Origin of the sequence: Pedobacter sp. HDW13 (assembly GCF_011303555.1) — a bacterium.
Taxonomy (GTDB): Bacteria; Bacteroidota; Bacteroidia; order Sphingobacteriales; family Sphingobacteriaceae; genus Pedobacter.
In genome coordinates this window covers 3422968-3436218 of record NZ_CP049868.1, presented here as the reverse complement: position 1 = coordinate 3436218, position 13251 = coordinate 3422968, and the positions used below count along the sequence as shown (strand labels likewise).

At 42.3% G+C, this 13251-nt stretch carries 8 protein-coding genes; 1 reads left to right on the top strand and 7 read right to left on the bottom strand.

What is annotated here, in order from left to right; genetic code table 11:
• Positions 1-17 precede the first annotated feature (17 nt).
• The 4 genes from G7074_RS14540 to G7074_RS14525 form a co-directional block, all read right to left on the bottom strand.
• Positions 18-2771 carry a glycoside hydrolase family 2 TIM barrel-domain containing protein gene (locus G7074_RS14540; protein ID WP_166209095.1) on the bottom strand — a complete coding sequence of 918 codons (2754 nt, stop codon included), beginning with the start codon at positions 2769-2771 and terminating at the stop codon, positions 18-20.
• Positions 2772-2942: 171 nt separating this feature from the next.
• On the bottom strand, positions 2943-4841 hold the full coding sequence (locus G7074_RS14535; protein ID WP_166209094.1) for a glycoside hydrolase family 36 protein: 1899 nt from the start codon (positions 4839-4841) through the stop codon (positions 2943-2945).
• A gap of 238 nt (positions 4842-5079) precedes the next feature.
• Positions 5080-6600: an alpha-L-fucosidase gene (locus G7074_RS14530; RefSeq protein ID WP_166209092.1), complete on the bottom strand. Its 1521-nt coding sequence runs from the start codon at positions 6598-6600 to the stop codon at positions 5080-5082.
• 319 nt (positions 6601-6919) lie between these two features.
• Positions 6920-9022 (bottom strand): polysaccharide lyase 8 family protein, encoded by a 2103-nt coding sequence (locus tag G7074_RS14525; RefSeq protein ID WP_166209090.1) that lies wholly within the window; start codon positions 9020-9022, stop codon positions 6920-6922.
• A 427-nt stretch (positions 9023-9449) separates the two neighbouring features.
• On the opposite strand from G7074_RS14525, the gene G7074_RS14520 reads away from it, so the two are divergent.
• Positions 9450-9896: a hypothetical protein gene (locus tag G7074_RS14520; protein WP_166209088.1), complete on the top strand. Its 447-nt coding sequence runs from the start codon at positions 9450-9452 to the stop codon at positions 9894-9896.
• 184 nt (positions 9897-10080) lie between these two features.
• Here the strand turns inward: G7074_RS14520 and G7074_RS14515 are convergent, their stop codons facing one another.
• The 3 genes from G7074_RS14515 to G7074_RS14505 all read right to left on the bottom strand — a co-directional run bounded on the left by G7074_RS14515 (position 10081) and on the right by G7074_RS14505 (position 13251).
• Positions 10081-10614 (bottom strand): dihydrofolate reductase family protein, encoded by a 534-nt coding sequence (locus tag G7074_RS14515; RefSeq protein WP_166209086.1) that lies wholly within the window; start codon positions 10612-10614, stop codon positions 10081-10083.
• An 85-nt stretch (positions 10615-10699) separates the two neighbouring features.
• On the bottom strand, positions 10700-11479 hold the full coding sequence (locus G7074_RS14510) for a helix-turn-helix domain-containing protein (RefSeq protein WP_166209084.1): 780 nt from the start codon (positions 11477-11479) through the stop codon (positions 10700-10702).
• A 143-nt stretch (positions 11480-11622) separates the two neighbouring features.
• Positions 11623-13251, bottom strand: a complete 1629-nt coding sequence (locus G7074_RS14505) for a RagB/SusD family nutrient uptake outer membrane protein (protein WP_166209083.1) — start codon at positions 13249-13251, stop codon at positions 11623-11625.

Genomic DNA, 13251 nt, shown 5'->3' with positions numbered 1-13251 from the left:
TTCCGTGTTTTAATTTTTTACCTGAAATCGAACCATAGCTTACCGCTGATCTTTTCGCCATTGGCATGGTTCAGTTCGCTTTGCGGCCCCATAACTTTTGCCGATTGGAACTTGGTTCCGATTGGACTAATGGCATTTAAAAAACCAATGCTCCCATCAGGAAAAGCAGGTTCGACATTATTGTTAGCCAGTGCAGCGGCTTCGCGTGCTGGCTTAAACATTTGCAGGTATATATTTTTATTTGCTGTATAAACTGTAAAAGGAGCTTCGCGATTTTCGATTGTTACCCAGTTTACTTCGGCATGATAGCCTTTAAATTCGGGGTATTTCCAGCTTTCACCGGTTATGGTATTGTTGTAATCTTTATGCCAAACACCAAATTGCTGGCCTTTTAACCTGTTTTTCCAAACGCGATAAGGCCCTCGTCCCAACCATTTCATTCCCGTAACTTTTTCTTCGGGGTAATTGAAAGTAATGCCCATAAAGCTTGCATCGCCTTGCTGGCTATACTCATATTCCAGTTTAACAGGCTGCCCAGAAGTAAAAGTCCATTTTACATGTAAAGCAGCGTCGCCTGTATAATCGGCTTCAACAATATACTGGCCTTTAACCGCCTGATGCGTAAACTGCTTGAGTTGGGTATTTACTCCGGCCAAAACCGGCCCGCCTGACAAAGAAATAGTGCCTGTTGGTTTTACGACTTTTTGGATATAGCCGGTTGTTTTATCAAAATCGTAACTGACCCCGTCGCAGTTAATACTCAATGTGGCATCGGTTTGCGTTAATTTGATATTCGATTTGGCCGTAGTGCTGCTAATTTTAGATGCAAAAGCTGCCGGAGCGGAAATGGTCCAGCTCCAGGTAAAGAGCTCTTTTTTATCTGGACCATATGCGCTAAGATATAAGGCATCGTTTTTGGCCCAGGTTGCGGGTAATGGTAAACTTAACACGCCCTTTTCGGCTGGTTTAAGGTTTAGGGGCTTTAATATGCCTGTTGCACTTACCAGGGCTGCTGTAGTTTTAGCAGTTGCTGAAGGGAATTTAACCAGCTTCCATTTAAATGTACATTGATTAAGGTTAGTGAAAGCATAGCGGTTTTCGACAGGTATTTTACCATCAAAATCTGCTTTAAGGGCTTGTAGATTGATGTACGCCGGAGACCAGATTTCTTTAATGGTGTAATAGCTGCCTTCTTTTTCGCGGTGCGGCCCTACAATACCATCGGGTGCATGATTACCATCTCCATCATACGTATTATTTTTATCTGTACGAATGATCGATTCATCTAAAAAGGCCCATATAAAACCACCGCCACCATGTGGGTGTTTTAACATTTGTGTCCAGAAATCATCGAGTGCTGCTCCTGCCCCGCCATCGTACAAAGCATGCATAAACTCGGTAGGAAAAAAGACTTCTTCGCCGGTAGCGGTTCTGCTTTCCATCCCCTTATAATCGGGGTAATGCTTGGTGTCGGTACCATTAAATTTCTCCCAGGGGTGGATAACGGTTCGGTTTTGCGGATCGTACAATGCATATTGATCATCGAGTTCGCGGTTAAAGCCGCCTTCGTTGCCATTGGCCCAAAATAAAATAGAAGGATGGTTTACATCATGCACAACCAGCTCTTTAACCAGTTTTTTACCTATTTCCGTATCGTAATTGGCCTGCCAGCCGGTAAGCTCGTCTATCACGTATAAACCAAGTGAATCGCAAACCTCCAGGAAGTCCCGGTCAGGTGGGTAGTGCGACATGCGCACAGCATTCATGTTCATATCCTTCATCAACTGTACATCCAATACATGAACCCCATGGCTGAGTGTACGACCGGTTTCTGGCCAAAAACTGTGGCGGTTGCTGCCTTTCATCAAAACGCGGGCTCCATTAACGTACAAGCCATCTTTTGCACGCAGCTCTACCGTACGAAAACCAAATTTTTGTTTGATCTGGTGAACAATACCCCTTTCATTCTTTATGCTAACCACTACCTGGTACCGGTTCGGAAATTCGGCACTCCACAACAAAGGTTTGTTAAAATTAGCCTGCAATACGTAACCATCACCCGCTGCGTTTGCCTTAGCCGTAAAAGGTCTACCCAGTTTTTCGCCACTAAGCTTTTCTGCCTGGGCTTCAATTTGTTCGCCTTGTTTTAAGTTTTGCGCATATACATCCAGCTGAAATGCTCCATCGGCTTTTGCATTTACGGCCAGCCTTTCGATAAAGGTCTGCGGCACAATTTCAAGATAAACCGGGCGGTAAATTCCACCGAAGATCCAAAAATCGCCACTGCGCTCCGCCTTATTTACAGATGGGTTGGCTGATTGTTTATCGACAGTTACTTCGAGCAGGTTTTTGGCATTGGGTTTTACCAAATCGGTTATATCGTACTTAAAGCTATAAAAACTACCCTGATGTACCGGGCCAGCCTGCATGCCATTAACCATTACCTTGGTATCGGTCATCGAACCTTCAAAAACAATGAATACCTTTTTCCCTGTTACACCATCAGCAAAAAACTCATGTTTGTATTGACCCTGCTCTTTATTTTTGATTTTATCGTGTCCATAATTATAGGCTCCAAAGCCTTGCTGTTCCCAGTTAGAGGGGACTGCAATTTTGGTCCATACACCGCTTTTTCTACCTTCAGTGCAATAAAAATCCCAGTTTACGGTATGGTCTTTATCCGTTCCGGAAAGGTATTTGATAATGGTTTGTTGAGAAAATGCACTGAAACCCACGAGGGCACATAATAAGGACAGCGTTACTTTTTTCATTGTTCTAACTCAGGTTTAATTGGTGTTATTTTTTTAAAACTACGCAATTATTCCTCGCTGGTCTGTAAAATCCTTGTCCCACAGCCCTGCGGTTAACCATCATTATTTCAATTTAACCGGGTTATAGCGGTTATTGAGCAGCATTACTTTGTTCAAATCACTCTAGTGCTTTTAATTGGCAACCCTTGTTGCAGTTATTAACAAACCGCTACGTCCTGCCATATCATTTATTACATACTCACCTTGAAACACGCCAATAGCTTTGCCGGTAAATTTATTGGTAAGCCTGTATTTTCCGGCTGGTAGTTTTACGGTACGTTTCACAGGAGTATTGCTCCAGTTAAATACCGAATAAACCGTTTCGCCTTTTAATGTTGTGTTTCCTACTTCGAACTTTTCATTTTCGAACCTTGCTGCCACACCTGTTGGTGGAATCAGTTTCTTTAAAATTACCAAATGCTCTGGACTAATGGTTGGCAGATCATCGCCGCTTAGCAACAACCCTCCGGTGGCATATATGCTTGCTGCGTGAAAAAGGAATTCGTTTTCAGGAATGCCTGGTTTGGCATTTTTATCACCTGTAAAATTACCGGCATTATCCATTACCCCATTAGAACCACCACTTGTAAGCACAATACAATCCGGATCATTCCACCAGAAGCGGCCATTTTGCCAGCTTCTTAACAGATTTTCTTTGCCTATGCTTTTAAAAGAGTCCCAACTGTGCGAAATGTCCATAGAGCTGCGCGAACCGTGAACTAAGCCCAATGAGGCCCAAATCGGGTGATTACAACCCAACAGGAAAGCATCGCCTGCTCCTTTACGGATGGCTTCCATACCTCGGCGATAGGCTTCGATACGGGTAGCAGATTTATCGTAATGCACGCCACCATGAATAGCTCCCCAGTAGTTGGCATCTAATTTAAAATAGGTACAGCCCCATTTTTCGCGCATGGTTTTAAACAATTCTGTAAAATATTTCTGCACTTCGGGATGCGTACCATCAAGCGCATACCATGGACCCTGACGCCAGCCTCCAAATCCTACTTTATCTGAGCGCATGGGTTTACCCGATTCGTCTTTTACCATCCAATCGGGATGTTCTTTAAACAACCGGGATTGCGGACTGGCGATAAAAGGCGCTACCCAAATGGCTGGCTCGAGCTTTTTATCTTTTATTTCTTTTAAAACATTGGATACGCCACCACCGAAGGCATCGCCTGCCTCCAGCCAATCGCCCATCCAGGGTTGATAACCATCATCAATTTGTACATATTTTAACTCAGGTAAATTATTCGCAATCCATCCGGTATTATCGGAAACGTTTTTGGCCGTAACTTTTGGCCCGAAACATAACCACGAACACCAGCCCATGGGGATAGGCTTAAACTCCAGTTTAGGATGATGTACGGCAATGGCCCGGGTAAGCTGATCGTAGAGCTTTTCCCTTTCAGGGCCTGCCACGCCCATAAACTCTTCGAGGTTCCAGGTTTCACCGGGTTTTAACAACAGATTTTCGCAATCCATTGATATGCGAAGGCGTTTTGCATCAAAGGAGAAACGGGAAATAAAGCGGTTGCAGGAAGTGGTAGCCACTAATAACCGATCGGCTTGCTGAGGTTGCAAAGTAAGCATACCGTAAGCCGTACGCAAGCCCTCTGGCTCGGGTATTTTATAGTGGGCACGATCTGAATAAGAGCCCCAATCTTCGGGCTTAGCCAATGTACCCCCTATTTGGCCCAGCTTTTGGAAACTCTCGCCATAAATGGGCGTGTTACCGCTAAGGCCATGGTTAAAGTCAAAAACCACTACTTCGCGAATGCTAAGTGCTTGCTGGGAAGTATTTTTTATAGAAAGTGCACACAACTTACCTTTCCAAATGCGGTTAACCAAAACACTAGCGGCATTGGCCTGGCTTCCATCGGCTAAAATTACCCTTGGTTTTGATTGTTTTAAGCCTGATAAGAAAACATCGACAGCTTTTTGATGTGGTATGCCTGTTGCTACTGCATTTATTGTAACCAGTGCCATCAGGCAAAGCATGATAAACCTTTTTATATTCCTCATCATTTTAAAATAAAATAGTTTTTAAAAGGCCAAATAGTGCCGGCAATGCCAATATCTCATTTATTGGCAAATGCAAGATAGTACGGTCAGGACAGCCCTGGCTTAACTGCATCGGAAATTATTTGGTTAGTTCTTCAAACTTCAGCTATTTCCGGCTTATTTTCATCAATTATTTTAGCTGCTTATTATGTTATATTAGCAATAGAGGTTAGAGACTTGCTTATAAGCACCAAGCCAATAATTACCCTTTTCCAGTGTTTATAACGGAAATTTCATAAATAGAAGGTGGTGCGGAAGCTTTTTTAACCTTAAACCTTAGCTTATTGCTCTGATAATTACGGGGCAGCCTGATTACCTTACAATCGCCCATTGGTGTTGTACCTAAATAAATGGTTTGCCATTTTTCATCTTTTAAAATCGCTACTTCGTATTCCTGAATCCGGGGTAAGCGCAATTGCGAAAAATTATCTGGTAATTGTTTGGTATCCTGGTATTCGAATACACTAATCTTATTAAACGGTTTTGCCGGATTAAGCTCAATAGTTAGTTCGGCCAGCGTATCGGCCGCAGCCCAACGGCTATCCAAACTGCCATCGGTTACCGCAGCTGCTTCGTATTTGTTCTCCTTATCTGCAAATACACTGCTGGCTGTAACCGGGCTTTTTAACGAAATAAACTCGCCGTTTTTAGGCAGAGGTTTATTGGCTGATAATCCCAGCCTTTTCCCCAGTTCAATTACAGCAAGCGCTTCATATTCCTTTATCCTTCCGGTATTATCGGGAGGTACATTAATCACCAGCGTATTATCATTATCGGTACACCAGTAAAATAGCTCTTCCAGTTCATCCAGTTCCCTTACCGGTAAATCCTCTGTTTTCTGAAACCAGTTCCAACGCGAACTTAAACATAGGGTATGCTCGAAAGGCAGATAATAAGATTTGCCCTGGTGCAAATACTGTTTTTTATCAAATTTACCTACTAAACGTGGGTCCCACAGGCGAAAATCGCTCGGAAAGTATTGAAAATAGTACTTATTATCTACCGTCATGTTACTCGGCACGGTGAACTTGCGTTTTCCTTCTTCGTTCACAATGGTATGGTTGATGCTGATTGCACACTGCGGACTGTATTTTTTAACCAATGCATACAACTGGTCTACGCCCCAATCGCCGGGCTGCCTGTCCCAGCCACCATCCAGCCAAAGCTCGCAAATAGAGCCATAATTAGTAAACAGCTCGGTAAGCTGATTGAGCATATAATTAACATATACTTTAGGGTCTTTGTCTTTATAAGTAGGTTCGTGCCTGTCCCACAACGAATAGTACAAACCAAGTTTGATACCGTATTTCTTACAGGCATCGGCAACGGCTTTTACTACATCGGTTTTAACGGGCGAAGATGCTACATCGTAAGTGGTGTATTTACTGTCCCAAAGGCAAAAACCATCGTGATGTTTGGTAACCAGCACTACATAACGGAAACCAGCTTCTTTAGCGGTTTTTACCCACTGGTCAGGATCGAGATTGGTTGGATGATAGGTATCAACAGGTATTGTTCCGTCAGACCATTCCAGGTTAGCAAAAGTGTTAAGGCCAAAATGCATAAACATGCCATAACCACGTTTAATCATTTCCCTTTGTGCTTCATTTGGCTTTGTAGCCGGTTCCAGTAGCTGTGCACTTGCAGTACTGCAGCACAAAATGAAGCCCAACAATAAACCAATTTGTTTTGCTTTCGAAACCACTATTTGATACTTATTCATTTTTAACAACATATGCGTACAATTCTTACCTAAGCGCCCGGCACCATTCATTGCTTACAGATTGGCTTAGCTTTTACCGGGCAATGTTATTTCCATGCCTCTGCTTTATTATGCTTTTAACTTGCTGATCAGCAATTCATCCATGCTACCATTTCACTGCTCAAACTTCAATTATTTCCGGATATTTCTTTTCAACTATATTAGCTGCTTATTACGCAATATTAGCCCTTGAAGGCTATTCATTGCTTCATTAGTGAGGATGATGCAAAAAACCTCCGTGCTAATCTGTGAGTCCGTGGCTGCTTTAAGGTATCCTAATCTAAAAACTAACCTTCAAGCTTTTACCCCTGCTTTCGCCATCTGGCAATGTTATGTGCCTGGTTACAGGTTTATTGTTAACCTGAACGGTAACCGTAAGCTCAGTTAGTTTTTGTGAGGGGTCTGCAAGCCATATTTCGGGCGTACTGGCATTCATTTCTTTTACAAGCACCAGACAGGGTTGATCGACCGTTACTTTCAGTTGTTTATAGCTAAGGCTTTGAGGCTGATAAAAGCAAACCTGCAGCATTTGCAAAGCATTATTGGCTACAGCCTGCACCTGGTTATTATTGGCCAGCACTTTAATATTTGAAGTAACTATGCTGTTCATTTCCTGTAAGGCAACATTGGGTAACACACAATAAGCATAGCTTGCATTTGCAGGTTTTACACCATGATCGATAAATAGTTTAAACACTTTCCCGTTTACTTCTTCATCGCTATAGCCTTTGTTAATGCGTTTCCAGCTACCTTTTTGCATTGCAGCGCTTACTACAGCTCTGGTATTCTGTAAAAAACAGTAGCCAATGCTATCGTGCCAAACCCAGGCCGGATTATCCAGTTTTTCCGTATCGGTTAATAACCATTTGTTTTTGGCTAAGCCTACTTTTCCTTTCAGCCAGCATTGGTTAAGCGTGGTAGTAATATTTTCGGCTTCGGTGCTATTAATGCCAGTACCTAAACAAACTATTTCGCGATCAAAAAGGAACCACGCTTTCTTCGCTGCAACCTGGTTATAATCCATATCATAAACCGTGCAACCGTATTTTCCATCGCTAACCCCACCCACAAAATCCATATTGCCTTTTTCGCCCCATTCTACAACTGCAGGCTGATCTGTTAAGTAATCTCGACAGGTTATTCCGGGCAATTTATCCCACTCCCAAAGGGGCATGATATTGAAATATTCGCTTCCCGTACGCTGAATATTAGTCGACCCATCAGCCAGAAACCTGCCAAAAATATTTTCGCCATTACCACTCTCTGTACGCCTGGTTCTAACAGAAACGGCCCGAATGTTAAAGCTATATGCTTTACGCTGGTGCATGGTATAATCGGCCCTGTAAAACTGTTTGTGGTAAGGGCTAACGCCAAGAGCAGGCGGTTGACGCTCTTCTATGCGTGCTATAGCTGCATCAATGGCCCTGGCACCTGATGGGTCTATATTTTTTGCCAGTGCAAGCATGGCAGCTGTATTTTCGGCATAGCCATCTAAAACTGCATTTTTCTTATCCAGCATGTTAGGCCGCGAAATGCTTCTCCCTTCTATGCTAAAATCGCTGTAGCGCCCCCTTATGGCACGTAAAAAGGTTTCGGTTAAATAACTATAAAGGAGGTTTTGCTTTTCTTTACTTAAGGCAAACCTGGTATTCATTACGGCTGCCGCCGCTTTATACTCGCCTGTTAAAAACACAGCACCATAACCCGCCAGATACAGTTGTTTACCATGCTGAAAGTAGGAATAATCGGTTTGCAAACCTTCCTGACTGGAGAACTCAATGGGAGCAAATAACTGATTGACTGCGGCATCCATCAGCACAGCATCTTTTGCCGCACAGGCCCTGTACAGGTAGTGCATGGCAATATCGAGCTTATTAGCACCGGTTTGCTTATAGGGATCGCCCCTTTTCATCGATTCTAGCAGGGCATCTTTGGTTGTTTTTGGATAACTAACCTTAGCTTCATCAATCAGCATCAGTATTTCGCCAAGTGCCTGCGGTGTAGCAATATCGTTATACCACCAGTTTTTGCTCTTAGGGGCTGCTTTTAACCAATAGTTTAAGCCGGCAACAATCCTTTCGTCGAGCTTACGGTTATAGCCCTTATTAATGGCGATACAGTATTCTTTTATTTGGTGCAAATGCCTGATGGGTGTCCACAGGGTGATTCTATCATCGGTATACTGAATATCTGCCCAGCTGCCATCGGCTTGCTGATTTTGCTGCAGAGTAGCTATGGCTTCTGTTGTAGTTTTAGCTTGTGCTTTCAGGTTGTTTACAATATTCTTCCTGACGATATCAAACTCATCTTGTGCAGTGGCGATCTGAACCTGCAACAATCCAACGATTGTTAGTACTAAAGCTAATTTTATCTTTTTTATCATTTACAGGGATGTTAAAATTTAACAAAACAGGCATAAACCAGAAGCTCAGAAATGGAGCGCATGCTTATTTTAAGGTTCTTTTTCATATTCATTTGGTCAGGTGTTGTTCATCCTAATGCATACCGTTTGGTTATGTCATCTTCAAATTTACGGTGTAAGCAGTTTACTCTGGGATAAAAATCGTCCTAAATAGGGGGAATAATTGCCTAAGTTGGGTTAAAAACAAAAAACCGAGGATGGTTGGTGTAAACAGGATTAAAAAATTATTATAAAAAGCAGCCGACCTTAGTTAACCAGCCTGACAAAGTATTTATAGTTGTTGATTTAGATCAAAACCGCGTTATAGCGATGATGAAATGAACTATTTTTGAAGATTGAGTCTCAATTTTAGGCTCAGCAAATTAATAGTCGTCTAAAAAATATTATTATGAACTTAAGGTTGTGCCGTGGCTTTGCTATGGCGAAGATTGTGTTGTTGTTTGTAATCTGCTTAGTTGTTTATCCATCTATATCTCATGCTCAAAATGGCTGTGTCATATACTACGGAGGTGGCACTTATGGTACTGTTGTTTATACTTCGCCCGCAGGTACTACTTCTAGTTGTAATGGCTACACTGTTGATGTTTACAATGGTTCGCCCTCTACCACAACATCTACCTGCATAAATAACCCTACACCCGATAATTACCGCCAGTGCATTGTGGGTAGCTCTTGCGGGGTTTTAATTCAAAATTATATCACTACCTGCCCACTCGATGAAAATATTTTCTTACTGCTTATAGCCCTCGGTGCATTTGGCTATTACCGTTTAAAAAAGGGGTTACCCAGTCTGAATTTTCAAAGTCGGTCAGCTGTGTTGCAGGTAAAACTATAAACCTATCTGCTTTAATGTTCTTATATGTCTAAGGTGGTAAAAGAATCAACGGTTATTTTTATTGAACCATATAAATCAAATAAGTTTCATACAAGCCTGCTCACTTAAATGCCTCATATGGTAAAATATAAAGCAATCAGTTTTACTCTTCTTATACGTCTAAGGAGGTAAAACAACTTAAGGCTTAAACATTAATCACCTTGTACCGCAAAGATACCAGCCCGGTTTCGTAAGTTTTGCTCTCGAGCAGGTTAAGGCTTATGCGATTGCTGTGCCCGCGAAACAGCGGTTTTCCATCTCCTAATAAAATTGGATGTACCGATAACCATAACTCATCAACCAACCCTGCTTTCATCATGGCGTCGCTTAGCGAAGCCCCCCCAAACAACCAGATATCTTTACCTTGTTCCGATTTTATTCTTTGTGCTTCTGCTACCGCATCATTAGCGATGAGCACTGCACCTGCTTTTACCGAGGTTAATGTTTTAGAAAATACATACTCGGTGAGTACCGGCATACCAGGGATTGCAGCATCGCTGCTGTTTTCGTGCTGCTGCATCACCTCGTAACTTTTTCTACCAATAAACATGGCATCTATCCGGTCGAAAAACACTTTAAGACCATAATCCTGATCGGTGAAACACCAATCGTATTCGCCTTTTGTTCCTTCAATATAACCATCCAGGCTAATGGCTAAGCCCAATATTAACTTTCTCATGTGGTGTTGTGTTTAAGATACAAATATGGCTAAGACTTGTTTTGTATAATTGTACAGAACGGACAAAAAATGGTGAAAGATCTTTTTATAAAATATTTTTGCTTCGCAATACTTCACCAGGTGTAAAACCAGTGTATTGCTTATAATCACGAATAAAGTGAGCCTGATCGTAATAACCACTCTGGTAAGCCACACGAGTAAGAGAACGCGTAGGATTACTCTTTAGGCGCTCGAGTGAATAAATAAATCTGGAAACCCTCAGGTAATCGCGCGGCGATAAACCTACATATTGCTGAAACTGCCTGGATAGATGGCGCTGGCTAAAACCAATATGACTGGTAAGGGCAGCTAAAGAGATTAAGCCTTTGGATAATTGAATCTGTTGAAGGCAATATTCGATCGCCAGATTATCTTCAGCTTTGCGCAACTCTTGCAACAAATACTGCTGCAATAAAGCCACCCTGCGGTTATGGGTGCCGCCATCGGCCATTAATGCTTCCAGCATGGCAGCCTTCTTTTCCCAAAGCTCGGCCAATGGTGTAGTACTATTCGATAATAAATGGAGTGGAATTTTGAAGAATCGATAAGCCATACCTGGTTGAAAACAAACAGCCATACAACCTTCTCCTTTCCTCATTTGCACATCAACCGGCTTGTTCATCCTAAAATTAACGATACTACCTTTATACAGTTCATTATCGATTATGGCAACCGGGGACGACGTATAATTGATAAAAATCTCTACACGGGTATCGGGTAATACGCGGATATCATCCCTATCCAATCCCCCATCGCAATCCATGGTACAAATCTGGCTAACATAGGGTTTCAGTGCCGGTAGTATATCGTAACTTTCAATTTGCATCCTGCACAAATATACCCATTATTCTACGGCGTTCAATTCCATTGTCATGCGGTATGATTACAAAAAACGAATCCGGGATTTGAAAAAATATTCAATCAAATCCCGGATCATCAAAGGTTATTTATGCATCGTTTAGGCTATGCTTACTGCCAGCCTGGATTTTGTTGCATTTTGGTAATATCTATTTCAGACTGAGGAATGGGCATATACCACATTTTTTCGTTAAAAGGCCGGTTTTCTGCGGTGACTAAATTATAGGTCGAACCCGCTGCATCAGCCCAAACTATTCCTTTAATCTCTCCTCCAAAAGTTAGTTTCCATCTTCTGTCATCAAAAAAGCGGTGTTCTTCAAAAGCAAGTTCAACTCGTCTTTCATGTCTGACTGCCGCTCGCATTTGTGTTTTTGACAATCCTGGCTGAAGATCAGGTAAACCAGCTCTGTTTCTAATCAGATTAATATAAGTATAGATTAATGGATCGGCTGCAGGAGCAGCATTAGCCTCGTTGCTGGCCTCGGCGTAATTCAGGTAAAGCTCGCCCAGCCTAAACCAGATACTCATCATTTGCCTGCCCGGACCTGAAGACAGATTCACTGTTTCATCACAGTATTTGCGTAAGTAGTAACCTGTTTTGGTATTATTATTACCGCCGTTAATTGCATCTCTTCCGCCTGGATAAGTTTGTACCGCAAGCCCTCTTACTACACTACCATTGTACCATACGGTGGCATAAAAACGTGGCTCTCTGTTCAGATAAGGCTTAGCAGGGTCATAGCCCGAGGTTGGGTCGGTAATGTCCTTCCCGTTGGCCATCTGGTACTCATCTACCATGTTTTGCGTAGGCGTTACATTTCCCCAACCATTGCTCCCTATCGGATAATAGAGTTGTTCATATGTTTTTCCATTGCCAATATTAATAAACCAGATTACTTCCTGGTTAGCAAAAATATTAAATACGCTTTTGTAATTTTCGGCTTTGTTGGCATTGGCATTGTACAAAGAAAACTGGTTCAGGTCTATTACATCCTTGGCCGCCTTGGCTGCAGCCTGCCATTTTGCAGCGTTATCTGCAGTGTTCAACGGACTTGCGGCATACAATAAAAGCCTTGATTTTAGCGCCATACACATGGCCTTATTTGCTCTTCCCAACTGATTGGCCGGATAGCTAGCCGGTAGTAATTGAACGGCATCTTCCAGATCTTTTTGTATAAAAGCCACACACTCATCATAGTTATTTCTCGGAATCTGGAATTCCTGATCTACTGCCAATCGTTTAGCTACGATAGGAAACCTTCCGAAGACCTTAATGATATCAAAATAATAAAATGCACGTAAAAACAATGCCTCGCCACGTAGCCTTTTTCTGGTTTCTTCTTCTTCAGGCCCGGTAGCTGGCACCGCCGGAAGTTTCTCTAAAAGGATATTCACTTTCCTGATATTCCGGAATGAATTTAACCAGATGTTACCTATAAAGCTCGTAATGTTGGTTGGGCCATACCCACCACCATTAAAAGCACGACCATTTTGAAAGAAAGTTGGTGCTCCTTCATCGCTAAGACAATCAAGAGGGGTATTCCCATCGCCTGTACGGGTAAATGGCGCCGGAAGTCCGGTATAAATATTATTGGTAAAATTCTCCGTTTGAATCATTGTACTGAAAACCTGCTCTTCAGTAATATTTTCATTGGGGGCAAGGTTTAAGAAATCTTTATTGCACGAATAAAAAGTTGTGCAGCTCAGTATTAAAACCGTTATGATGATTATTTTTTTCAT